This window comes from Kribbella sp. DT2 (assembly GCF_049844575.1).
Classification (GTDB): domain Bacteria; phylum Actinomycetota; class Actinomycetes; order Propionibacteriales; family Kribbellaceae; genus Kribbella.
Window position 1 is genome coordinate 360,461 of record NZ_JBNCLH010000003.1, and the last position, 24,192, is coordinate 384,652.

Below are 24,192 nucleotides of genomic sequence, written 5' to 3' on the forward strand. Positions count from 1 at the left end.
TCTAGCACGAACCGGTGTGCCACGCGCACTCGCCACTGAGACAAAGTGGTTAGACGATGCACGCTCGGTCCGGGGTCCGATCGAGTGACGTCGGCGGACCCCACCATCAGAGTGTCATCGATATCTAAAGAGTCTTAGCCTGCGGACTTTGAGGTAGGGATCATGCGAATGACGTGATCGAGCGACTCAACGACCACCTCCGGCTGGTCGACCTGAACGTAATGGCCGCCCTCGCTCGCAACCCGATGCTCAGCACCCAGGCCGGCGGCGAGCTCGCGATGCTTGCGCTGCCAACGAGCGTCGAGCTCGACGAGGCTGAATGGTTTCCAGAGGTGCGGTGTCTTCGACTCCAGCCACCGGCCGACCCGGCTGGTGATGACAACGCTGGGAATCTCAAGGCGTTGCATGCTCGCGGCCGAGTCCTCGGCTCCCACCTTGATATCGAATGAGGCATGATCGTCGCGATCGCCGTCCGCCACGACAGGCTTCGGAGTGTCGATGTCCAGCCACAGCTGGACGTCGCTCGGATCGACGAGGACCAACCCAGCCAACCTGTCAGGCCACCGCGCAGCGAACACCTGGGCAATGATCCCCCCGATCGAGTGGCCAACGAGGACGAACGGGCCTGGCAGCTCGGTCGCCTCTAACAGTCTGCGGAGCTCATCGGCAGCGTCTGAAAGTGATCGCGGCGCGGAACTCGGTAGGGCGTCGCTCTGGCCGATGCCGGCACGCGCGTAAGTCAGCACTTGGACCCGACTGCTGAGTGAAGTGATGGTCGGGCCCCACGGTTCGCCGGCATCGCCGGATCCAGAGCTGAAAACAACGGTTGGTGAGCCATCACCAGTAATTTCTGCTGCCAGCCGGTAACCACCGACGTCGAAGTGGGTCACTGCCATGGGTTCGATCCTAGTGCGGATACCGCTACGATGCATGAGATTGCATAGATAGCGTGGGGAGGGGAGGGCCGTTGTCTGTGGATGTGACGCCGCCGCAGCGTCGTGCCCGACTAGGTCAAGAGCTTCGCCGTCTGCGCAGTCTGGCCGGCCTCAGTGGCGACCAGCTCGCATCGCGGGTCGGCATTTCGCAGGCCAAAGTGTCACGCATCGAGACGAACGTAACCGCCCGGCCTGCCATGGATGTCATCGCGCGATGGCTCGACGCGGTGAGTGCAACGTCCGAGGATCGCGAGCGAGTAATGTCGCTTGCCGAGGCTGTGGTCACCGACATCAGCAGCTGGCAGGCCTTGCATCGCGGCAGCCTGGAAGACCGGCAACGCCACCTGCTCGAGCTTGATGAGTTGGCCAGCGACATCCGCCACTTCCAGCCGTTCCTGGTGCCTGGACCGTTCCAAACACCGGAGTACGCCCATGCCGTCATCGAGTCAGCCCGGTTCTCAGCCGGCACCGACGTCGATGCAGCCGTGGCCATGCGCATGAAGCGCGGTGCCCGGCTACGTGACGACCAAGACGGTCCGCAGTACCACGTCGTGGTGACTGAGACCGCCGCGCGCTGGGTCCCTCGAGGCAATAGTTCTTTGCGAAGAGCCCAGCTGGAACACCTAGTCCTCTGCGCCAAGGCGCCGCGCATCACCCTGCAGATCATCCTCAACGACGCACCGATGGAGATGTCGCCGATGACCGGCTTTGTCTGGGTGACGTATGGCGATCCGGCGCAGGCACCGGTGGTGCGGGTCGAGACGCCGACTGTCGGTCTCGCGCTCGGCGGCAGCGATGACCTCGCGACGTACGGCGTCGTCTGGGACCGAATGCTCCGTGCAGCCATGTCTCCGGAGGAGTCGATGGGCTGGCTGACGGTGATTGCACGCAACGCTTCATAGCCGAACACAACCGATTGGAGCAATCTCATGATGTCTCCCGACCGCCCCGGCCTGTCGGCCTTCACCAACTGGCGCAAGGCCACCCTCAGCGCTGACGACAACGCCTGCGTCGAGGTCGCCAGCGAACCGAACGGCTGGAGAGCTGTCCGTGACTCGACCGATCCGCACGGCCCGGTCCTGATGTTCACCCCGAAGGAATGGGCAGCCTTCCTGGACGGCGCCCACAAGGGCGAGTTCGACCTCTAACCACCGCCGATGGAGGATGCCACGGCGCCGGTCCGCAGCCGGCCCACTATTCCCGGACGGCTGCGCGCCATCATCGCCGCGGCTTCCATCTCATCAATCGGTGACGGCGCGTGGACGGCGGCAGCCCCTCTGGCGGCTGCCGCCGTCACCCACGATCCCTTCGCCATCGGCCTCGTTTCGGCCGCAGCATTGCTGCCCTGGTTGGTGATCTCGCCATTCGCCGGCGCTCTCGTAGACCGTTGGCCACACCGTCCAACCCTGATCACGGCCGACACGATTCGCGGCCTGGCCGTTGGCCTCATTGCACTGCTGGTGATGCTCGACCGGATCACCTTGCCCGTACTGGCGCTTGGGTCGTTCGTCGTTACGGCGGGCGCGGTCTTCCATGGTGCCGCAGCACAGTCGATCGTCGCTGACTTGACCGACCACGATCCCGATCTCCGCAACCGAGTCAACGGTTCTGTGTCCGCGGCGGAAACAGCCGGTGCCTCACTGGTCGGGCCGCCCGCAGGTTCGGCCTCGTTCACCTTCGCGGCCTGGCTACCCTTCGCCGCGGACGCCATCTCGTTCGTCGCTTCTGCGGCACTCCTCAGCGCTGCACCCAAACACCAGACTCACAGCAACCCCGCAGTACCGCGGGAGTCGCTCCGTACGGCGATCTGGTCCGGCATGCGCTGGCTGGCCCGCCATCCCCAACTGCGCACGCTGGCCCTGCTGACCGGCGCGGCTAACTTCACCACAACGATGGTCTACGCGCTGCTCGTTCTTTACGCGACCGGTCCTGACGGTCTCGGCATACCAGGCCGTGACTTCGGTTTCCTGATTGCCGCCTTGGCCATCGGCGGCATCATCGGCGGTCCGCTGTCACCGCGCTTGCTGAGGCGCCTGGACTTTCACTGGGCTGTGGTACTGGCTATGTCGGTCCGTGTTCTGCTCTGGCCCCTGCTCGCCCTGACATCGTCTGCGATCGTCGCTGGGGCCGCGCTGGCCGTGGCAGGCTTCGCCTCGTCGGTCGTCACCGTGTCCGTGGTGTCCGCGCGGCAGCACTTCACCCCGCGCGACATGCTCGGGCGCGTCGTTACGACCTTTCGCACCCTCGGCAATGGCGCCGGACCGCTCGGCGCGCTCTTCGGGGGCCTGGTGGCCAGTAAGTGGGGTATCGACGCCTGTTTCTGGACCGCCGGGATCCTGATGGCAATCTGCCTCGTCATCGCCAGCCGCACCGTCCTGCGGCGGCCGCCAGCGGCCCAGCAGCACCGACCACCGCCGACACTCGGCAGGTGAGCCGCACTCCTGGCCGACAAGTCGCCCTAGGCCCCGACCGCGAACCACTGTGAGGATTGGCGATCAATTCAGAGACCTCGTCTCTTGACGAACAGCGGCCGCAGCCTGTGTATACAGACGCAGCGCTGGTCTGGGACAACATCGAAGGAGTTCAACGAGATGCAGGCCGACGATGGGCAGCGCAAGAAGTCGTACTTCGGGGTGACCGGGGAAGAGCTTGCCGCGGAAGCACCCGAGGATCCCGACGGCTCCTTTGCTCGCGTGCATGCCGACAGTCGCGCCGCGGCAACTGCGGAGATCGCGGAGCGGGGGTCGACGGCGGGCGTGCCCGACGAGCATACCTGCAACAGACTTTTGCGCGGCTTTGGCAGCGGGCCTGGCCGAGGTAGAGCAGCGCGGTCGGCGTTGCGACGCGGACGGAGGCCTGCGAATCGAGCGATGCCGACGGCTGTGGCAGGTGTCGAGACATGAGGCAGACCGCGCGTGTCAGGCCTGCCCGCAGTAGCTGTTGCCGGCGCGACTACGAAAAGAGGACGTGTATGAGCAACCTGCAGAAAAGCTGTGTCGTCGATGGCATCCAGCTGAAGCACCGGTACGTGCCAGGTGATGGTCCGTGCACCGTGTTCGTCTCTGGCTTGGGCGAGTCAGGTGAAGTATGGGATGGCGTGATCGAGCACCTTCCCGCTGGGCTCTCCACGTTCGTCTACGACCGGGCGGGCTGCGGGAGCAGTGGTCCGGTCGACGCGGCGACGGCTGTGGGTGATGCTCAGCCGATTCAGTGGGGTGCTGAGCAGTTGTTCAAGCTTCTGAACACGGTGGGCGTACCGAAGCCATGGGTACTTGTCGGGCATTCGATGGGGGGCCTGATTGTGGATGCATTCGCGCGGCTATGGCCCGAGCAGGTCACTGGCCTGGCCCTGGTGGATGCCAGCGACCCGGTCCTGCACACAGCCCTGGACAACGACAAGCTGGTCCTGGTCGACGGCCGTGACGGGGAGGGTTGGCGTATCTCGGTGCCTGCCACGCTGGACAACTTCGAGCCTGGTCCGCAGCGACAGATCGAGACCGTGGTGATCGGCTCGGCGGTCTGGCGCTGGCTGCCGGTCAAGAAGGCCGCTGAGTATCGGCCGTTGACGTTGGTCGAGATGGATCAGTGGTGGCAGCGCCATCAGCTGAACCTGGCGAAGCGGTGGACCGGCCATCTCGTTGTGCCGCACTTCGCAGGCCATCACGTGCACAAGGACTCGCCGGAGCTCGTGGCCTATGTTGCACAGTGCCTGGCGGCTGCGGAACGTGGAGCGATACAGCTCGATCAGGCCGCGCTTATTCAGCACGGCGGCACGGCGCGGGTGAGCGTGACGAACGGCGAATTCACCGAGTGGGGTCCGACCGGGCCACGGAGCGATGCGGATTAGTCAGCTCCGCGACGAATTGGAGCGCCGGGCAGCGCGCGACCAGCAGGCCCGTCAGGCGGTCGAGGGCTGGTCGGACGACTCGCGCACCGAGCTGTGGAATGCGGTCAGCGAGATCGACGCCGACAACACCCGCTGGCTCGTCGACCTAATTACCCGGCAGGGCTGGCCACAGCAGTCCGAGGTCGGTGAGGAAGCGGCCACCAATGCATGGCTGCTGGCCCAGCACGCAGACATGCAACCGGAGAGCCAGCGCCTGTTCCACCGGTTGATGGCGCAGGCCGTTGAGGCCGGCGAGGCATCACCGCGCTTGCTCGGATATCTGGAGGACCGGGTACGTATCAACAGCGGCCGACCTCAGCTGTTCGGGACGCAGTTCGTTGATTGCGGCAACGGGTTGGAACCGCGACCGATCGAGGACCCTGATGGTCTGGCAGAGCGACGAAGAACTGTCGGAATGGAGCCGTTCGAGGAGTACCAGGCCACGATGCAACAGCTCTGGCGACGGAACAGCAATCCAGAGGCGACCGGACGTACCCAAGAATTGGACTGAACCTCGCGCGCGCCTAACCGCTCTCTAGCGCAAATGCCACCACGTGACGAGCCGATTCCGACTGCGGATCGAGTGGGCCGCTCGTAGGATCCAGGGCATGGCGCGCACCGTGGTGATCAGCGGCGGAGGAACCGGTATTGGCTTCGCCGCTGCGGAGACATTCGCAGCAGGCGGCGACCAGGTCGTCCTCCTCGGCCGGCGCCAGGAGGTGCTCGCTGCGGCCGCCGAAAAGATCCCCGGCGCCATCTACTTCCCGGCCGACCTAACTAACCCCGGCGCCACCCGCGCGGCCGCCACCTTCATCTCCCAGCAGTACCGCACCGTCGACGTCATCGTTCACAGCGCCGGGGGGAACGGCTTGCTCGAACCCCCGGTGGAGCATGCCGATCCGCTCGAAGCGATCGCTCACGACTGGACGCTGAACTTTCGGCTCAACACCCTGACGGCGGTACTGCTGACAGAGGCTCTCAAGGATCGACTGGTCGACGGCGGCGGCCGCGTGCTGTTCATCAGCTCGATCTCGGCGTACCGCGGATCCGGCCGCGTGGCCTACGGCGCGGCCAAAGCCGGCCTTCACCCGTACGCCGTCAGGCTCGCCGGTGAACTCGGGCCGCGAGGGATCACGGTCAACGTCGTCGCGCCCGGCCTCATCGATCACACGCCGTTCTTCGGCGAACCGATGACCGACGAACGTCTGAAGCGCCGGGCCGAAGAGACCATGACCGGTCGCGTCGGCGTACCAGGCGACATCGCATCGACGCTGCACTTCCTCGCTTCCCCGGCGGCCGGCCATATCACCTCGCAGGTGATCCAGGTGAACGGCGGGGCCGAGAGCAGCCACTGACGCGCCGCTGGCCCTGGTCATGTTTGAGCGCACCGGTCGAGGTCTGTCTGAACTGCTGGACAGGCGTCGGCCGGTGCGCTCCTACACCAGCTCTACGGGCGAAGCTACTTCCGCCTGCGGATGAGATCGCGCAGGCCCTCAAGAAGGACCAGTACGTGCTGCCGATCGCGATCTTTCATGAAGATCGACAAGGCGGCGAGCAGGAGATAGAGACCGCAGTAAGCGGCCGGGATGAGCGCTGTCACGATGAGCGCAGGCAGGTACTGAAGTACGTCGGTGGAGGTCACCGCGGTGTCCCTTCGTTGGGGTTATTTCCAAGGTCATGTGTTCACCTCCGTCCGATTGATTAGTGAGCCTTTGCTACATCGCTTCACGAGCGTACGACTAGCCTCCGACAGTTTGCAAGAACGGCCGGATTTCTCGCACGTCTCCTTGTTTTTAAGGCGTTTGCACGCCATAGGTGAGTGGCTGCGCACGGCCATCTACTCGCCGCGGTCCCGGCATCTCAGAGACCTCCACCGGAATCGACGTGAGGACGCAAGCGAGTCATCCCTGCGTAGCCGTCGAGCGGCCCGCTATCGGAAGTCTCTCGACGTCGTACGCGCCGCGAGTGGCAGACGTTCCAGCCGGTCGGCGACCAGGTTGGTGACGCCGTTGGCGCGTTCAAGCCGGCCACGCACGACCAATGCCGACGACTCCCTTGCAGTGCGTCTGTAGCGCTTCCAGCAGCCGGGGGAGACGATCACGTTGATGAAGCCGGTTTCGTCTTCGAGGTTGATGAAGGTGACGCCGGAGGCGGTCGCGGGGCGTTGGCGGTGGGTGACGACGCCGGCGGCTCGTACGTGGTTGTTGGGTGTGGCGGTGCGCAGCTGCTTGGCGGACAGGATTCCGTCGGCTGTGAGCTGTTCGCGGACGTGTTGCATGGGGTGGTGGGCGGTGGTGATGCCGGTCGACGATAGGTCGGCCATGGTGAGCTCGACCTCGCTCATCCCCGGCAACGTGGGTGGTGGCCCGACGACGGTGACACCTGCGAACCGTTCGGGGCGTTCTTCGGCGGCGCGGCCGGCTTCCCACAGGGCTTGGCGGCGGTCGAGGCCGAAGCAGTCGAACACGCCTGCTGTGGCGAGTGATTCGACTTGGGGTGTTGTGATGCTGGTACGGCGGACGAGGTCGGCCATGTCGGCGTACGGGCCGTGGAGGTCGCGCTGTTCGACGATTTTCTCGGCGTCCTTGTCCCCGATGGTCTTGATGCCGGCCAGGCCGAGCCGGACGGCGAAGGCGCCGTCGCGGCGGTGCTGGGCACAGGTGTCGGGCGCTTCGGGGTCGAACGGCCCGATGGGCGGCTGGACGGTGGCCAGGCAGGAGGCCATCCCGGTCGGTACTGCGGGCCCGTCGACCAGGTCTTCGAGTTCGGCGTTGACGCCGGATAGCTGCAGGTCAGGACGGCGTACCTCGACACCGTGCCGTTTCGCGTCCGCGACCAGTGACTGCGGTGAGTAGAAGCCCATCGGCTGGGCGCGCAGCAGCGCGGCGAGGAACGCGGCGGGGTAGTGGAGCCGGAACCAGGTGGAGGCGTAGACGAGCAGGGCGAAGCTGATCGAGTGGGATTCGGCGAACCCGAAGTTCGCGAAGGCCTCGATCCGCGCGTAGATCTGGTCGGCGGTGTCGCCGGTGATGCCGTTGGCTCCCATGCCGGCGTACAGCTTGGTCTTGAGCGAGGAGATCTTCTCCACGCCGCGCTTCGACCCCATGGCGCGGCGGAGCAGGTCGGCTTCGTCGCCGTCGATCTCGCCAATGGCCATGGCCATTTGCATGAGCTGTTCCTGGAACAGCGGCACGCCTTTGGTTCTCTCGAGCACCGGTTCCAGCAGCGGGTGCGGGTAGGTGACCGGCTCTTGGCCGGTCATCCGCCGTACGAACGGGTGCACGGCGCCGCCCTGGATGGGGCCGGGGCGGATGAGCGCGATCTCGCAGGCGAGGTCGTAGAACCGGCGCGGCCGCAGCCGCGGGAGCGTGGCCATCTGGGCGCGGGACTCGACCTGGAACACCCCGACGGAGTCGGCGCGGCAGAGTTGGTCGTAGACGCCTTGCTCCTCCTTGGGGATGGTGTGCAGCTCCCAGGCCTCGCCGAGCCGGCTCTCGACGGTGTCGATCGTGTACTGGAGAGCGGCGAGCATCCCGAGGCCGAGCATGTCGAACTTGACCAGGCCCATGTAGGCGCAGTCGTCCTTGTCCCACTGCAGCACGGTGCGTTTCTCTTTGCGGGCGTGCTCGATCGGCACCACCTCGCCCACTGGGCGTTCGGTGAGCACCATGCCGCCGGAGTGGATGCCGAGGTGGCGGGGGAACTTGAGCAGCTCGCCGGCCAGGGCGACGACGGGGGAGGGGATGTCGTGGTCGGTCGACGTGATCTCCGGTGACCACCCGTCGACCTGCTTGGACCAGGCGTCTTGCTGGCCTTGGGAGTAGCCGAGCGCCTTGGCCATGTCCCGCACCGCGGATTTGGGCCGGTAGGAGATCACGTTGGCGACCTGGGCGGCGTTGCGGCGGCCGTACTTGTCGTAGACGTACTGGATGACTTCTTCGCGCCGGTCGGAGTCGAAGTCGACGTCGATGTCGGGTTCCTCGGTGCGGGTCGCGGCCAGGAACCGCTCGAACGGCAACCCGTACAAGATCGAGTCGACGGCGGTGATGCCCAGACAGAACACGACCGCGGAGTTCGCTGCCGATCCGCGGCCCTGGCACAAGATCCTGCGCTCGCGCGCCCACCGGACGAAGTCCCACACGATCAGGAAGTAGCCAGGGAAGTCGCGCTCGGCGATGACATCGAGCTCGCGCTCCAGACGCCGGTAGGCGTCCGGGCGCTGCTCGCGGGTCCCGTACCGCTCCAGCGCGCCTTCGAAGGTGAGGTGCCGCAGCCACGACATCTGGTCGTGCCCGTCCGGTACGTCGATCTTCGGCAGGTTCGGCTTCGCGGCACGCAGGTTGAACGCGAGCTGGTCGGCCAGCTCGACCGACCGTGCGACCGCGCCGGGGAAGTTGCGGAACAGACTCCCCATCTCGTCGCCGTCACGCAGGAACCCGGTGCCGGCGGCCGGGAGCCAGCCGTCCATCTCGTCCAGGCTCCGCCGGGCCCGTACCGCGGCGACCGCGGCGGCGAGCTTGTGGCCGCGCGGCTGCGTGTAGTGCACGTTGCCGGTCGCAACGGTCGCCAGGCCAGCCTGCTGGGCGAGTTCCGCCAAGGCGCGGTTCTGTGTGGAGCAGGTCGGCATCTGCCGGTCGATCAGCTCGACCACGACCCGGTCCTTGCCGAACAGCGCGGTCAGCTTGTCGAGCTCGCGCCGAGCAGCGTCGATGCCGGCCGGGATCGACGGGGCGCTGGTGAGGGCTTGGCGGACTGCGCCTTTGCGGCAGCCGGTCAGGATCAGCCAGTGGTCGCGGCCGCGCTCGGCCAGGTTCTCGATGTCGTAGACCGGGCGGCCCTTCTCACCGCCGGCCAGGTGGGCTTCGGTGATCGCCCCGGACAGCCGGTGGTAGCCCTCCTTGCCTTCGGCCAGCACCAGCAGATGGGTGCCTTCGGGGTCCGGGACGCCGTTCTGTGGACCCGACAGGCCGATCGACAGCTCGGCGCCGTAGACGGTGGTCAGGTCGTAGGTCGCGGCGGTCTCGGCGAACCGAGCGGCACCGTAGAACCCGTCGTGATCGGTCAGCGCCAAGGCGTGCAGGCCGAGCTGGACCGCCTCCTCGACCAGGTGCTCCGGCGACGACGAGCCGTCCAGGAAGCTGAAATGCGAGTGGGCGTGCAGCTCGGCGTACGGCGTGACCGGCCCGGCCGGACGGGTCGGCCGGGCCTCCAGCGGAGGGACGTACGGGCCGCGATGCTGGCTCCAGGCGGGGGAGTCCCCGCCATTTGCCTCCGGAGGCCGGCCTCCGTGGGAGTCCGGCCGGGATCGGTCCGACAGCCGGCGTTCCAGCTCCGACCAGGAGATCGGCGGATTCGAGTAACCCAAAGCGCCACCTCCAAGACACTCCGTACGGTCGCCCCTTTGACCGGGCTCCTAGCTACTCGGCTAGTAGAGCACATGTTCGAATACATGGCATTCTGTGGTCATGGTGGGACGATTCAATGTGCGGCCAGGAACCGGAGAGGCTGACTGGTCGATCTGGGACAACGGTGCGAACGGTCTGAGAGGTTCAGGTCTGCACGAGGCCGAAGCGCATCGCCAAGCCGCCGAGCTCGAGCTGCAGTACGACGCGCACGGCTATCGGCCGGCCGAGACCTACCAGAAGGTGGATCCTCCGAAGCCTGTCCAGGCGTGGCAGCCCGCGGGGGTGCTGGTCGCGTGGGTCCGCGAAGGCGGTGAATGGCTCGGCCAGGTCCGCGATGACGACGGGCGATATCACTGGGTGCCCGGCGACCAGCTGCGGGAGGCCACGGACAACCCCTAATCGTTGTGTGACCGGGTGGTTGCAGTGGGCAAGGTTCGCAGTCGATGCATGGCAGCGGGCCAGGCAGCGGATGTCGGTTTCGCCACGATCGGCGAATTGTGGAAACGGTTCAGGGCCCGCACCCGATGATCCGGCAGGGGAGGGGATCGGGTTCATGGGGATGGGTGACACCGCGCAGCGCCTCGTGCTGCTGCTGCAGCTGTTGGAGCGCTGCCCTAGTTCAGGTGAGCTTGCCGACGACGCAGTACTGGATGCCTGGTTCGGGCAACGCTCGCCGGTCTTTGGCCGAGATCGCTGAGTCGGGCTGTCGCATCTCGTTTGTTGCTGTGTCGTCCAAATCAGGCGGCAGGTCGGCTTAGACGACTGCTGAGTCGAGACAGCTGGCGAAGGTCGGGCGCATTCTGAGGTCATGACCTGGCAGTGCGGGAAGTGCGACGGGCTGAACGTTCCCGCGCACCACCGCTTCTGCCCGAGACGCCCGAAGACCGACCGCGTCAAGCGGGTGGTCATGATCGTCTGGCCGCCGTTCGGCCGCCGGGCAACGCCTCGGGATAGCGATGGCACCGGCTCGCCGAACTGAGCCTCGGCTACCGGAAGGCCTTGGCGGACCGGTCGACGTCGAGTTGGTTCGATCGGTCGAGGTCCTTCCTGGCCCGTCGGCGCTCCCGGGCGGTAGCCGCTACGAGCCGAAGTGGGACGGCTTTAGAGCAATATTGATCCGGCAGGGAGAAACTGCGCGGATCTGGTCACGCCAGCGCAAGGAACTGACCTACCGGTTTCCCGGCATCGTCGCCTCAGCGCAGCTGCAGCTACCGACCGGCGTCGTGTTGGACGGCGTTATTGTTGCCTTCGTCAACGGGAAGCTGGACTTCCAGGCGCTGCTGCGCGGGCTGGTGGGCTCGCCGCCGGCATTGTTCATGGCCTTCGACCTGCTGGCGCTGGGCGGCGTCGACCTGCGTACTCAACGGTGGTCGGTTCGCCGTACCCGCCTCGACGGACTCGCGTCGACCTGGTCGCCTCCTCTTCAGCTCTCGCCAGTGACCAGCGACGTCGACGAAGCCAAGGAGTGGTTCGACGTACTGCCCGCGGCGCTCGGCGTGGAAGGCCTGGTGGTCAAAGGCGCTGCATCCCGGTATGTCGGCGGCCGCCGAGAGTGGCTGCGTGTGAAACATCGCGAGTCGGTGGAGGCGATCGCCGGCGCTGTCACCGGCTCGCTCGACCGCCCGGACTCCCTGATCGTCGGCCGCTACCGCGGTAAGACGCTGGAGATTGTCGGGCGGACCGTGAAGCTGCGAGGCGACCAGGCGGCCGGCCTCAGCAAGGTGCTCAAGCCGGCCGGGGCACGCCATCCTTGGCCCGACGAGATCTCGACCCAGTGGCAGAACAGCAAGAGGACTCCGATCATCAAGGTTCGGCCCGGCGTCGTGGTCGAAGTCTCGGCCGACGCAGCGCAGAAGGACGGGCACTACCGGCACCCACTGCGCCTGCTACGCATACGAGCGGAGTTGCAGCCAAAAGATGTTCCGACACTTCCTGATAACGGTGCGGAGTCCTGAGGGTCGGCTGATCGCTCGCCGAGCCTCGACCTTGTGGGTTGGCGTTCAGAGCTCCGACAAGCAACAGCGCATCAATGTTGTGATAGATGCAACCGCGTCTGATGACCGAACTGAGCTTCCGGAGGACCACCGCAGCAGCGCCAGCTCCAGGGCTATTGGTGCCGCCAGACCTTCATCGCTGAGGCCAGAAGGAGCACGACCAGCAGCGGCACGATCACCACTGCGGGGACCACATTGAGCAGCATGCCGCCGAGCAGGGTGCCGACGATCGAGCCGACCGTCATCGTCAGTACGAAAGTCTTGTTGCTGCGCAGGATCTCGAAGCTGGCGTCTTGGGAGTAGCGGGCGAACGCGACCAGCATGGTCGGCAGGGAAACGGCCAGCGACAGGCTGCCGGCGAGTTTGATGTCGATGCCGTAGAGCAGCACGATGGTGGGGATCAGCAGCTCGCCGCCGGCCACTCCCATGAGCGCGGCCACCACTCCGATCGCGACGCCCGCGAGCAGGCCCGCGACGAGCCTGACCAAGGCCGGCAGCTCAAGAGTGCCGACCGGCCCCAGATGGGATCCGGCGAGCGCGGCCGCGATGACGACCAGGAGCACGGCGAGGACCTTGTAAAGGGTCGCCGATCGCATCTTGGTGGCCCAGGTCGCCCCGATCCAGGCGCCGACCAGACTGCCCGCGAGCAGGTTCGCCACCACGCCCCACTGCGAAGTGACGTCATCAAGCGGCACCGCGAGCAACCGGGCAGGCAGCGCGGTGAGCACCACGATCAGGCTCATCGCCTTGTTCACGATCACCGCCTGCAAGGCGATGAAACCGAACAGCCCGATCAGCAGCGGGAGCCTGAACTCGGCTCCGCCCAGGCCGATCATCCCGCCCAGAACGCCGATCAGAGCTCCGGCGACCAACGCAACCGGAAGAGAGCGCACAACCGGCGCTGACGTTGGCGGAATGATCGCCGACCCGGCCACCGAACCTCCGAAACGCCGCCGTTGCTGCTGGACAAAGCAAGTATCCAGCGCGGGCCCACCTGGCGGGCGTGCCAGCGGGCTTGGAGCATTCTGCACGAATCAGATAACGCTGTCCCCCAGCCATACGACCCGACCTCAGTCCAGACGATGTTCCGAAGCTTGCTCCGCCCGTCACCGAATGATCTCGCGGTCGCGGTCTCGGCAGCCGCGCTCGGCCGGATGGCAATCAGCAACGCTGACGCAGTTGGCGTGGCCTTGATGCCCGGGTCGACGCCGGTAGCCGTTCCCGCGATCAGCGCTTGCACCTGGACGCTGTGCCGGCCGAACCGTTGCTTGAACCCGGCCAGACCTCCCGCGGCCTGCTTGGCCTCGGCAGGTACCTGATGGAGTTGTCCGTTCAGCCGTTGCACATCTGACACGTCAATCTCCTCGCTGGGTTTGGGTTGTGGCCATTGGGCTGGGGATGCGGCCTGGGGGCTCCTGGGCCATGATGTGGATTGAATGGAGGTTGGTGCTCGGATGATTCGACGTAAGAACCGCTTGCTGGAAACCGCGCTCGCCTGTGTCGAGCGGGGCATCCCCGTTAAGCCCGCGACTCCGGACGGCAACGCGGAAATGGCAGACTGGCTGACGGATGCCAACTCTGTTGGTGCTGTCTGGCGAGTCGCGGAGCCCCCGAACCTCGCGATCACGTCTAGTGCGGCGGTCGCGATCTGGAGGTTGCCGAAGTTGGCTGGCGCCTACGGCAAGCGTCTGTATGAGCAGGAGCGACCGGGGGTTTGGCCTCCGATGATGCAGCTGGCTGACGGCGACTGGATCACCTGCACTCTGCCGCCAGGCGACACTCTCGGTCCGTTGGCGACCGGTGTTGAGTATCTCTCCCCGGGCACACCGGTCGTAATTCCGCCGTCGCGCCTGCTCGATGGTCATCGGCTGCGCTGGGATGGTGCGAAGTTTCCTCAGCACCCGTTGCCGACCGCCGAGGCCGTGCTCTCCAAGGTCTTGCGAGCAGAGATCGAGCACGAAGAACTGTTCGGCGGCCGGACGGGCTAGCAGGGGCATCAGTCCTTGCGGCCGATGGCGAGGAACAGGGAGCTAGAGGCAACCAGCTCAGGCATCCGATCAGCGAGGCGACAACACTCCAGGGCAGTACTGAGCGGATCATGATCTGCCAGGTTGCCGGTGTACGGCTGGTCCTTGAAGTGTGCATCGATCATGACAGTCAGCCAGCCGCCCGGGCCCGTGAGACCGTAGATCTTGACGGGTCGCAGACCGGCATCAGCGATCTCGCTGCGGAGTTGACTTTCCTTGTGGTAGTAGCAGTGGGCCATCCGCTCGTTGTCTTCGCTGTAGCCGGTGTCAACGATCTTCTCCACCACGTGCAGGCGTCGTACGAGAGTGTTGGCCAGGGTTGAGCCGATCAGGTTTGCCGCGCGGTTGATCGCGATCGCCACCACGATGCCTCCCGGCCGGACCACACGTGCCGCCTCGCGCAGCGCCAACCGCCTGTCTGCCGCATCCGGCAGGTGGTAGAGCGGGCCGGCCATCAACGCTGCATCGAACGTCTCGTTCGGCCATGGCAGGTTCCGGGCGTCGCCCAGCTCCGCGCTGATCCCGCTGTCTCTCGCCTTCTTGATGTGATCGACCACCGGGTCAAGCAGGTCCACGTTGTGACCCTGCTGTTGAAGCCACCGCGCGTGTACGCCGGGACCGCCGCCGATGTCGGCGATGCGGCACGGCTCGGGAGGGAGCCAGCGGGTGAGGAAGTCGTATAGGCGCGCGCTCTCGAGTTGGCCCTTGAGGGTCGAACTCAGCCGAGCCGACTCATCCCACCGGGTCGAGTAGTGCTGGTGGATCTCGGCACTCACCGCGGGCTGTTCGGGCACAGATGCAGTCTGGGTGTCCACGACACTCCTTCTCAGTCAGTTGGAACAGCGGGTGGGCGCCGCTTGCTCGGCGTAGCCCACCCGCTGGCATGGAGGAGTCCTCGACCTCGGGGTTGAGTGCCGAGGACTCCAGCTTTCGGTGACGGGACCAAGCAACGCGCGACGATCAATCCGCGCCAGAGGTTGGATGCCGGTCCCGCCAGACCATGGGTTGGTACTCAGTCGCGCGGGTCGTACGGTTCGCCGGGTGGATAGGCGATCTCGTTCTCTGTCGCTTCCCTGGCGCGAATCTGATCGAGCGGATATCGCTTCCGGAACACGTCGGCATAGGCTTCGGCCAGAGCGGTCGGCGCAACGCGAGCGTTGATGACCTGGCCATCGCGGATCACGACGACGAGCCACCGCTTGTCATCGGTCACCGATCCGCGCGGGCGGTCGGCTCGTTGGTCACCCTTAGCTTCGCGAACCGCCTGCGCTGCGCCGCCGCCAAACGGGCCGCGTATCGCGGATCGTCGCCGATCCAGTCCGAGATGAGATGCTCCCCGAACCAAACCTGCACCCGTCGCCCTTCAGCGGCCCCCTCGGCCTGCGCCGTCTCCATCTCGGTCCTCATCTCCCCGTTCGATCAGATCCCCGTCGAGGTGGCGCTCACCCCGGAGCCACCCTTCGAAAGCCCACCGGTTCTGGTCGGGGCATCGCCTGACGTACTCGCTGATCTGCGCCTCGCTCAGTTCGGCCACTGTTAGTCACATCCCCAGGTGTGGGTTGAGCGGGAAAGCCTCTAGCGGGCGGCCAGTTGGTGACGATTGCAGGGACACAATGGCCAGTGGCTTCACTGAAACAAGCAAACCGTCTACCCTGCGTAGTTGCCAGCGCAGAAAAGCCGCATCTGTGCTGCACCGTTGACGCGACGACGACAAGGCGGTAAAGCCCAGGCGGCTGGGCGTGGGGCGATGGCATCCAAGCGCGTACGACTGGCACAGCAGCGGAAGGCTGCTGGCCTAAGTCAGGAACGCCTTGCTGAACTTCTCGGCGTCGATCGCTCAACAGTCGGCCGCTGGGAGGCGGCTGACACCGACCCGCAACCGTATCTGCGACCAAAACTTGCGGCGGCGCTGGGCACCAGCCTGGATCATGTCCGAGACCTCCTCAACGAGGTCGACAAATCGGCTGGCGTCGAAGACCGGATGGCTTACGCACTCGGTCATCCTGCATCGACCGACCTCGTCGGCGTCGCCCAACTAAGGAACCGAATCCTCTCGTTGGACGAGTCTTACGACAGATCGCCGTCCACTGGGCTGATAGGCGCGGCGGGCCAGGCCCATGGACAGGTGGCCTATCTCCGCGAGAACGCCAACAGTGCCAAGGTCCGGCGCGCCCTGTACGAGGTGGAGGCTGAGTCCTCACTCTTGATGGGCCAGCTCGTCTGGGACGCGAGCCAGCGTCGCGAGCCCACAGGCCCGATCGCGTATTTCGATCAGGCTGTGCACGCTGCACAACAGGTACGTGATCCCGCCGCTGAGTCCTATGCCATCCTCAGAAAGGCGTACGTCGCCCTGTATGGCGAGTCCGATCCGCGGCGCGGGCTCGCGCTCGCCACCGAGTCGTCGGAGGTGGCGAGCGACTACAGCCCTTCCCTCACCGGTCTAGCCCTTCTGCACGTCGCTGAGAGCCACGCCATGCTGGGAGATCTCCGGAGCTGTGAGATCGCCCTGACGGGGGCCGAGCGTCAGTTCGATCTGGTTGGCGCAGACGATGTGGCTGCTGCCCACTACTCCATCAATGAGTTCAACCGGCTGGCGGGATCCTGCTACCTGTTCCTCAACCTGCCCGGCCGAGCCGAGCCAATCCTGTACCAGACCGCGTGTGCCTTGGGTTCCAAAAAGAAAAGCCAGGCCATCGCACTCGCCAATCTGACTCTCTCCCTGATCAGGCAACGGAAGCTGGATGAGGCAGCGGGCACACTGCATCAGACCATTGACGCTGTCGAGCTAACGCGCGGCGGCGGCGCGCTGAACCTCGTCTTCACCGCTGGACGCGAGCTGAAGCCCTGGCGCCAGGAACCCTGGGTCCAGGACATCCACGATCGCCTTCTTGCGCTCATGGCATCCATCTAGACAAACTGCGGCATGACCGCTGATCATGACAAGCAGAAACTTCGCGAGCGGATCTGGAACCTCCTCGAATCCGAGCACGCAGCACCAGCCGGGGTTCACGGCAAGATCCCCAACTTCCATGGCGCCGATCGGACTGCCGATCTCCTGTCGGCAAGGCCCGAGTGGCAGAGCGCATGGACAATCAAGGCCAACCCCGATCGTGCCCAGCGGCCCGTTCGGGTCCGGGCTTTGGAGGACGGCAAACTGCTGTACGTGGCAGTCCCCAAGATGGCCACACCGCAGCCCTTCTACGTATTGGATCCAGAGGCTACGGACCTTTCTCCCGACCAAGCGATCGAGGAGGCTTCAGACGGCAATCGGACGCTCATCGCGATCAGCGAGATGAGCCCCGTCGATCTAGTGATCTGTGGGAGCGTCGCCGTCAACCGGGACGGTGCCCGAATCGGCAAGGGTGCCGGGTACTCCGATCTCGAGGTCGCACTCCTGACTGAGGCCGGATTGGTCACAGATGAGACCGTCATCGTTGCCCCGGTTCACCAGCTCCAAGTCGTAGACGACGACCTACCAACATCTGGCCATGACTTTCGCGTCGATCTGATCGTCACCCCGGACGAAGTGATCGAGTGCCCCAGCTCACGCCGGCCGAGTGGCTTGATCTGGGAGGACCTGGACGCCAGGAAGATTGCAGCCATTCCGATCCTGACGGCCATGGCAAAATCGCGCGAGTCCGGCTCCTGACACGAAACAGCCCCCGAACCGACTGGCTCGGGGGCTATCCCAAGTGACATCTCTCAGTGAGTGCTCCCTCTTCGGTTACCCGATCTTGTCGTCCAGATCGCCATCGGTCGTACCAGTGGGCCTCGCAGCCCATCTCGACCAAGACTGTTGGGTCAAGCGACCGCGTGGTCTTAGTAAGGTGTACTGACTACGCGCTGTAGTGGCATCATCAGCCACGTGGCTGGGGTGGCCGGCGACTTTTCAGGCTCGTCACTAGGGGAGGTGTCGGGCTCGCAGGCCATCGCGGATCACGGCTCAGGGGTACATTGACACCCGCGTCATGGAAGGGGGACGACCGATGTTTGAGAAGGGGCAGCGGGTCCGTGTGTCCGCGGTCGGCGTGCCCGATTTCGCCACCGTTCGGTTCGTGATTCCTGGGGAGCGGCCGGGTTCGTTTGATCTGATCCTCGTTGACGACGAGCAGAGACGCCACGAGGTGAACCTGGCCGCCGGGGACACGGTCACGGTTCGTGCTCTTGTCAGCGATGGGAAGGCTGATTCGGCCAGGGTCCTGGCCGGCATGTGGACGCGGTGGATGGATGCTGCCGCGACCAATGCGGAGTCCAGTGCGATGGCCTCGACTCCGCTCAAGCCGTATGCGCACCAGACCACCGCCGTGTATGGCGCGATGCTGCCGCAGCCGCTGCTTCGGTTCCTGCTGGCAGACGAGCCGGGGACCGGTAAGACCATCATGGCTGGGCTCTACCTGCGGGAGATGCAGAGGCTCGGCTTGGTCAAGCGGGCGCTCATCGTCTGCCCGGCGAACCTGGCTACCAAGTGGGTGGACGACTTCCAGCGCCTTCTCGGCGGCGGTCTACGCCAGCTCACCTCGGCCACCGTGCGTGAGAACGCACTCAACAGCAACGACCTCTGGGTTGTCAGTCTCGAGCTGGCCGCCGTCAACCCCGCCGTCCAGGACGCCATCCGTCCGGATCGGGCGGGCTGGGATCTAGTGGTCTTTGATGAGGCGCACCGGCTCACCCCGACCGCGGCAGGCTTTCATCAGGTGGGTCGTCTGCTGGCGAAAAACACGCCACGTGCGCTGCTGATGACCGCTACGCCGCACCGCGGCAAGGAGTGGCTGTTCCGACACCTGCTGCATCTGGTCGACCCCGCCATCTACCCCGACCCCGGCACTGACCCGAACATCGAGCTGAGCGCGCTGCGCCCGGGGCCGATTCACTTCCTGCGGCGCATGAAGGAGGACCTGGTCGACTACGACGGCCAGACGCGACTGTTCAAAGGCCGGACGGCCCACAACCACAGCGTCCCGCTGTCTCAGGTCGAGTACGGCTACTACCAGGCCGCCCTCGACATGGTCGATCAATACTTCCCGCCCACGGCGCAGCCCCTCGCCCGCATGGTCTACGGCAAACGTGCCGCCTCGAGCCTTCACGCCCTCGCCGAGACGCTGCGTCGCCGGCATGCCCACATGGGACAGATGAGCGAGGCCGAGGCCGCACTCATCGCCGATCGTGAAGACCAAGGCGACGAGAGCGAGATTGACGAGGCCAAGGTCGTGCATGCCGCGTCGACCGCGAGTCGGGCGGAGCGCGCCGGCATCAAGGCGCTCGTCGACCAGATCGACGCCACAGTCAACGACCCCAGTGGGCAGCCGTCGAAATGGAAGCGACTCACTGAAGACTGCCTTGGCAAGCACGGCATCCTCCCAGGTAACACCGAGCAGGCCGTCGTCTTCACCGAGTACGCTGACTCGGCAGAGTGGATCGCCCAGCGTCTGCAAGCCCAGGGCTACACCGCCCGGTTGTACTCCGGCCGCCAGAGCAAAGCCGACCGCGACGACGTTCGCAAGGCCTTCATGCGTGGCGAGTTTCAGGTCATCGTCACCACCGACGCTGGCAACGAAGGAATCGACCTGCAGGCCGCGCACGTCCTGATCAACTACGACATCCCCTGGTCGCTGGTCCGGCTCGAGCAGCGCATGGGCCGCATCCACCGTGTCGGCCAGCACCGCGACGTCTTTCTGTACAACCTCGTCGCAACCGACACTCGCGAGGGCGCGACGCTGCTCCGCCTACTCGACAACTTCGTCACCGCCGCAAACGAGCTGCGCGGACAGATGTTCGACAGCCTGTCGGCTGTCGCCGAGATCACCGGCGTCGACTACGACAAATGGCTGTCGGACCTCTACGGCAACGACGAGGTCAAGAAACAGAACGCAATCGATGCGGCGAAAGCAATCCAGTCACATGAGCTCACCCGGGTCGCTCGCCAAGTGCGAGATACCGAGCGCAGACTCGCGAGCCAGGTCGACGCGGTCGCCGCACTCACACTGCTACAGCGCGATCTGTTCGCACGCATCAACCCAGCCATCGTCGAGGCCTATCTTGACCGGCTCGCAGCCGCCAACCTTCTACGCGCTGAGCCGACCGCCGCAGGCGCCGGCTTCCGACGGCTCGCACTCACCAGCGGCACGCTTCCAGCCAGCCTGGGCGGCGGATACGAAGTCCACATCGCCACCAGCGGCGACGCGCTGCGTGAGGCGGCCGAGAACATCGACGTCGGCGACACCATCACACTCGGCCCCGGCGAGCCTGGTTTTACCGACCTCATCAAGCTCGCCGACCGCAGCCTGGCTGAAGACGTCTACCAGTCCGGCGCGGCCGAGGACCCGACCAGCCTCACGCCCTACGACCTCTACGCGTACGAGGCGACCATGACCGAAAGCGATGGCAAACGTGCCAGCATCTGGGCCACCCTGATCAAGGTCGACGACAGCGGCAACGCGCGCGCCGTGCGCTGGGAGACTCTCGCCAACCTCGTCTCGACCGCCCAGCCCGGCACTGGACCCCATCCCGCTCGGCAGGACAGTGCCGTCCATGCCGCTCACCTGGTCGCCCAGGAGACAGTCGAACAGCACCGCAACGTCCGCACAGACTGGTTCGCTCAAGCTCGCAAAGACCTCACCAACCTGCCGCTCAGCCTCACCGAGGGCATCAACGACCGCGACACCCGGCTCACCCTCCGCAAACGCCTCCAGGCGCAGACCACTGAGCGGCTCGGGGAACTTGAGCGGCTTGTCGACGTCCAGCTCACCGAGCCCAGGCTCGTAGGCCGGCTCCGCGTCCTCGCCGCCGCTGACGCCAGCATCCAGGCCGAGATCGATGCCGAGATGGTCTCGATGAAACACGTCCAGCAGTTGTTGCAGGACGACGGCTGGACTGTGGAGGACGTCCATACCGAGGGCCGCGGCTACGACCTCGATGCCCGACGTAACAGTCAGGTCCGCCACGTCGAGGTGAAAGGCGTGCTCGGCAGCGCCGCTAGCGATGGCATCCGGATGACCGGCAACGAGGTCCTCATCGCAACCCAGCACCGCAAGGACTATTGGCTCTACGTCGTCGACGCGTGTGCCGACGGCAAGGGCCGGTTCTTCGGCGCTTACGAGGACCCCGCCATGTTGTTCGCCACCGACATGACCGGCGACGCGATCTTCCGCGTCCCCGGCAGCAGCCTCAAGAACGCACCCGGGAGCAATGTATGACCCGCATGATCGAGCGATGGTTTCCGAGCGCCGAGGTCTCCGAGAACAGCAGCAAGGGCTGGGGCTCCGGAAACAGCGAGATCTCTCTGTTCATGTGGTTCGCCAAGCGCCCTACGGCGCAGGCGAAGGCCGCCACAATCTGCTCGCTGTTGCCGTGGCCCGACGACGACCGGGAGCAGAAGCGGCTCCAGGAACTGGTCCGAGGCGCGATGGCGGGCAGATACGCCGCCTGGGGGCAACTGCAGGCCGAGATCCAGCTCGCAAACCCCCAGGGCGCCACGACCCTCGACCCCTTCTCGGGCCGAGGCATGATTCCCCTCGAGTCCGCTCGTCTCGGTGTCCCCTCGTCCGCCCTGGACTACAGCCCGATGGCGGTGCTGGCTAGTCACCTGCTCACGTCGGCCCCGTTCGAGGACTGGTCAAACGAGCCACCGCTGCCCTTCGGAGAGGGAAGCGCCGGCGTGCTGGCCTTCCCCAAGGACCGGCTCTTGAGCGACCTCGCCACGCTGTTCGCCGAGGTGCAGACGCGGCACGCCGCAGCCATGAGCGATTTCTACCCACGCCACGGTGAGGCACTCCCGTGGGGCTACCTGTGGGCTGTGACCATCCCTTGCCAGGAGTGCGGCAACACGTTCCCTCTGATCGGCTCCTACGAGCTGCTCGCGGCACGCGGCACGCGGGGGCCGGTCTCCTTCTATATCGAGGGCGACCGCGCCACCGGCACCTGGCAAGCGGTTGTGAAGGACGGCGCCGCTACACAGTCGCCGACACTCACCAACGCAGTCGTCAACGGGCGAAAGGTGGCGGGCAAGAGTGCGCTGTGCGTGTTCTGCTCCCACGTTCACCCTCTGGCGGTCCACCGCCGTCTCCTGCAGGAGGGCCGCGGCCGCGACGCCCTGGTGCTCGCCGCCGATATCGACCGCAGCAGCCAAAAGGTGTTCCGGCCGCCCACGGACCTCGAGCGCCAGGCGGTGGAGGCGGCCAGCAAAGCGCTCGCGACCGAAGCACCCTTCACCCCGCTCATGCCGGCCGTACCGGACGAGGGCATAGCGCCCGGAAACAACAACATCATCGGGCCCAGCATCTACGGGGCGAAGACGTACGGCGACTTCATGGTCGACCGGCAATCTCTGTCCTACGTCCGGCTCGCCCGTGTCATCGCAGGCCTCGGTGACGAGCTGACGGCGGCCGGTCTCTCTGGTGATTACGTGCGCGCGTTGACCGGTTACGCGACCGCCGTGGTGGTCAAGAAGCTGCGGCGCTCCACTCGTGGAGCCCGTTTCCAGACCAGCGGTGGTGCCCGCGTGGGAGATCTCTTCGTGAACGAAGGCTCGATCACCTTCTCCCACGACTTCTTCGAGGCCGGGATCGGTGACGGTCCGGGCACCTGGATGTCGATCTCCGACAACGTTCTCGCCGCCTGCCGCAACCTGTTCCACGACCTGCGCGGCACAGCGACCTCAGTCCAGCGCGGCTCAGCCACTTCGCTACCTTTCCCGGCGAAGACCTTCACCGCCGTCGTGACTGATCCCCCCTACGACCAGATGATCGCCTATGCCGACGCATCGGACCTGTTCTTCGCATGGGCCAAGCGTTGCCTCCACAACACCTGGCCCGAGTTCGGCGTGACGGCCGACCCGTACGGCTGCCAAGACAAGAGCGAGGAGATCATCGTCAAGCGTGTCCGGGGCGAGGCTCCGGACGAGCACCGCACACGCGAGCACTACGACGCGCTCATCGCCCGGGCATTCACCCAGATGCGCGAGGTCGTCCGTGACGACGGCGTCGTCACGATCGTCTTCGGCCACGGCGAACCCGAGGTCTGGCAGCGGCTGCTCCACTCCATCGACCAGGCCGGCCTGGTCATGACTGGTTCGTGGCCAGCGAACACCGAGTCCGGCGGCCAGCAGGGCAAGGCCAACATCGAGACCACTCTGACCATGGCTTGCCGCCCTGCCCCAGTCGGTCGACAGTCTGGTCGGAAGGGCGCTGTGGAAGCCGAGATCAAGGCCGAGATCAAACAGCGCTACCCCGACTGGGAACGCTGGGGGCTCGCTCCGGCCGACATGCTGATGGCCGCGGCCGGTCCAGCGATGGAAGTCGTCGGCCGCTACAGCGAGGTCCTGGATGCCAAGGGCGAGCAGGTCGACATCCACACCTTCCTGCCGCTCGCCCGGGCCGCGGTTCAGGAAGCCATGTCTGTCGAGATCAACGACCAGCCTCTTGAGACCTTCGACGCCCGCACGCGGTTCGGTCTGTGGTGGGTGCGCCTGTACGGCCGCCAGACCCAGGCGAAGTCGGAGCTCCGGTGGCAGGCCCTCGCCTCATCCCTCGACATGGCAGCCGTCCGCGACCTGGCGCCCGACGCCGACAAGGGAGTCCGCTTCACCGCATCGCAGCAGTTCACCGGCAAGATCACCGGCGACTCCGCCGTGATCGATGTGGCCCTCGCTCTCGCCGCCGCCTCCGAGGACGGGCTCGACGCGATGGGCGAGGTCCTCGCGGCCTCAGAGCGATCAGCAGACGATACCTACCTATGGGCCGCCGTGCAGTTCCTCGCTGACCGACTGCCCGACAATGACCCCGATTCCATCGCGTTCACCCGAGTCCTACGCACACGCAGCGGCATTGCGACCGCGGCCGATCTGGTCACCGCAACCGACGAGCAGCAACGCAAACGTCAGAAGAACGACGACGACCAGCTGAAGTTGCTCTGATGGCCAGCCAGATCACAGCCCGCCGATGCTCCATC

At 65.8% G+C, this 24,192-nt stretch carries 21 protein-coding genes; 14 read left to right on the forward strand and 7 right to left on the reverse strand.

Features of this window, described 5'->3' with window-relative positions; all coding sequences use genetic code 11:
* Positions 1-134: 134 nt before the first annotated feature.
* Positions 135-896 (reverse strand): alpha/beta fold hydrolase, encoded by a 762-nt coding sequence (locus ACLQ2O_RS15165; protein ID WP_425831597.1) that lies wholly within the window; start codon positions 894-896, stop codon positions 135-137.
* Between the two features lie 77 nt (positions 897-973).
* Here ACLQ2O_RS15165 and ACLQ2O_RS15170 point away from each other — a divergent pair, with 77 nt between their 5' ends.
* The 6 genes from ACLQ2O_RS15170 (at position 974) to ACLQ2O_RS15195 (ending at position 6,176) form a co-directional block, all read left to right on the forward strand.
* Positions 974-1,837 carry a helix-turn-helix domain-containing protein gene (locus ACLQ2O_RS15170; RefSeq protein ID WP_425832616.1) on the forward strand — a complete coding sequence of 288 codons (864 nt, stop codon included), beginning with the start codon at positions 974-976 and terminating at the stop codon, positions 1,835-1,837.
* Positions 1,838-1,864: 27 nt separating this feature from the next.
* Positions 1,865-2,083, forward strand: a complete 219-nt coding sequence (locus tag ACLQ2O_RS15175; RefSeq protein WP_425831599.1) for a DUF397 domain-containing protein — start codon at positions 1,865-1,867, stop codon at positions 2,081-2,083.
* Between the two features lie 9 nt (positions 2,084-2,092).
* Complete coding sequence (locus ACLQ2O_RS15180) at positions 2,093-3,367, forward strand: MFS transporter (protein WP_425831601.1); 1,275 nt, start codon at positions 2,093-2,095, stop codon at positions 3,365-3,367.
* 539 nt (positions 3,368-3,906) lie between these two features.
* Positions 3,907-4,782, forward strand: coding sequence for an alpha/beta fold hydrolase (locus tag ACLQ2O_RS15185; RefSeq protein WP_425831603.1), 876 nt, complete (start codon positions 3,907-3,909; stop codon positions 4,780-4,782).
* A complete protein-coding gene (locus ACLQ2O_RS15190; protein WP_425831605.1) occupies positions 4,772-5,332 on the forward strand; it encodes a DUF6624 domain-containing protein in 561 nt (186 codons plus the stop codon). The genes ACLQ2O_RS15185 and ACLQ2O_RS15190 overlap by 11 nt, the downstream gene beginning before the upstream one ends.
* A gap of 97 nt (positions 5,333-5,429) precedes the next feature.
* A complete protein-coding gene (locus tag ACLQ2O_RS15195; protein ID WP_425831607.1) occupies positions 5,430-6,176 on the forward strand; it encodes an SDR family NAD(P)-dependent oxidoreductase in 747 nt (248 codons plus the stop codon).
* Between the two features lie 104 nt (positions 6,177-6,280).
* Here ACLQ2O_RS15195 and ACLQ2O_RS15200 read toward each other — a convergent pair whose 3' ends face one another.
* Complete coding sequence (locus ACLQ2O_RS15200) at positions 6,281-6,463, reverse strand: hypothetical protein (RefSeq protein ID WP_425831609.1); 183 nt, start codon at positions 6,461-6,463, stop codon at positions 6,281-6,283.
* 288 nt (positions 6,464-6,751) lie between these two features.
* Complete coding sequence (locus ACLQ2O_RS15205) at positions 6,752-10,186, reverse strand: error-prone DNA polymerase (RefSeq protein WP_425831611.1); 3,435 nt, start codon at positions 10,184-10,186, stop codon at positions 6,752-6,754.
* 100 nt (positions 10,187-10,286) lie between these two features.
* Here ACLQ2O_RS15205 and ACLQ2O_RS15210 point away from each other — a divergent pair, with 100 nt between their 5' ends.
* The 3 genes from ACLQ2O_RS15210 to ACLQ2O_RS15220 all read left to right on the forward strand — a co-directional run bounded on the left by ACLQ2O_RS15210 (position 10,287) and on the right by ACLQ2O_RS15220 (position 12,181).
* Positions 10,287-10,625 (forward strand): hypothetical protein, encoded by a 339-nt coding sequence (locus ACLQ2O_RS15210; RefSeq protein WP_425831613.1) that lies wholly within the window; start codon positions 10,287-10,289, stop codon positions 10,623-10,625.
* A gap of 154 nt (positions 10,626-10,779) precedes the next feature.
* A complete protein-coding gene (locus tag ACLQ2O_RS15215; protein ID WP_425831615.1) occupies positions 10,780-10,923 on the forward strand; it encodes a hypothetical protein in 144 nt (47 codons plus the stop codon).
* Positions 10,924-11,182: 259 nt separating this feature from the next.
* Positions 11,183-12,181 (forward strand): ATP-dependent DNA ligase, encoded by a 999-nt coding sequence (locus tag ACLQ2O_RS15220; protein ID WP_425831617.1) that lies wholly within the window; start codon positions 11,183-11,185, stop codon positions 12,179-12,181.
* A 152-nt stretch (positions 12,182-12,333) separates the two neighbouring features.
* Here ACLQ2O_RS15220 and ACLQ2O_RS15225 read toward each other — a convergent pair whose 3' ends face one another.
* Positions 12,334-13,155 (reverse strand): sulfite exporter TauE/SafE family protein, encoded by an 822-nt coding sequence (locus tag ACLQ2O_RS15225; protein ID WP_425831619.1) that lies wholly within the window; start codon positions 13,153-13,155, stop codon positions 12,334-12,336.
* Positions 13,156-13,674: 519 nt separating this feature from the next.
* Here ACLQ2O_RS15225 and ACLQ2O_RS15230 point away from each other — a divergent pair.
* Entirely contained in the window at positions 13,675-14,208 is a 534-nt protein-coding gene (locus tag ACLQ2O_RS15230) for a hypothetical protein (RefSeq protein WP_425831620.1), read from the forward strand.
* Between the two features lie 8 nt (positions 14,209-14,216).
* Here ACLQ2O_RS15230 and ACLQ2O_RS15235 read toward each other — a convergent pair whose 3' ends face one another.
* The 3 genes from ACLQ2O_RS15235 to ACLQ2O_RS15245 all read right to left on the reverse strand — a co-directional run bounded on the left by ACLQ2O_RS15235 (position 14,217) and on the right by ACLQ2O_RS15245 (position 15,642).
* Positions 14,217-15,062 carry a class I SAM-dependent methyltransferase gene (locus tag ACLQ2O_RS15235; RefSeq protein WP_425831622.1) on the reverse strand — a complete coding sequence of 282 codons (846 nt, stop codon included), beginning with the start codon at positions 15,060-15,062 and terminating at the stop codon, positions 14,217-14,219.
* 197 nt (positions 15,063-15,259) lie between these two features.
* Positions 15,260-15,460, reverse strand: a complete 201-nt coding sequence (locus tag ACLQ2O_RS15240; protein ID WP_425831624.1) for a hypothetical protein — start codon at positions 15,458-15,460, stop codon at positions 15,260-15,262.
* Positions 15,457-15,642, reverse strand: coding sequence for a hypothetical protein (locus ACLQ2O_RS15245; protein ID WP_425831626.1), 186 nt, complete (start codon positions 15,640-15,642; stop codon positions 15,457-15,459). The genes ACLQ2O_RS15240 and ACLQ2O_RS15245 overlap by 4 nt, the downstream gene beginning before the upstream one ends.
* Before the next feature lie 352 nt (positions 15,643-15,994).
* Between ACLQ2O_RS15245 and ACLQ2O_RS15250 the strand changes: the two genes are divergently transcribed.
* The 4 genes from ACLQ2O_RS15250 (at position 15,995) to ACLQ2O_RS15265 (ending at position 24,157) form a co-directional block, all read left to right on the forward strand.
* Positions 15,995-17,158 (forward strand): helix-turn-helix transcriptional regulator, encoded by a 1,164-nt coding sequence (locus ACLQ2O_RS15250; protein WP_425831628.1) that lies wholly within the window; start codon positions 15,995-15,997, stop codon positions 17,156-17,158.
* A 12-nt stretch (positions 17,159-17,170) separates the two neighbouring features.
* Positions 17,171-17,896, forward strand: coding sequence for a 5-formyltetrahydrofolate cyclo-ligase (locus ACLQ2O_RS15255; RefSeq protein WP_425831630.1), 726 nt, complete (start codon positions 17,171-17,173; stop codon positions 17,894-17,896).
* A gap of 337 nt (positions 17,897-18,233) precedes the next feature.
* Positions 18,234-21,440 carry a helicase-related protein gene (locus ACLQ2O_RS15260; protein ID WP_425831632.1) on the forward strand — a complete coding sequence of 1,069 codons (3,207 nt, stop codon included), beginning with the start codon at positions 18,234-18,236 and terminating at the stop codon, positions 21,438-21,440.
* Positions 21,437-24,157, forward strand: a complete 2,721-nt coding sequence (locus tag ACLQ2O_RS15265; RefSeq protein ID WP_425831634.1) for a hypothetical protein — start codon at positions 21,437-21,439, stop codon at positions 24,155-24,157. The genes ACLQ2O_RS15260 and ACLQ2O_RS15265 overlap by 4 nt, the downstream gene beginning before the upstream one ends.
* Positions 24,158-24,192 lie beyond the last annotated feature (35 nt).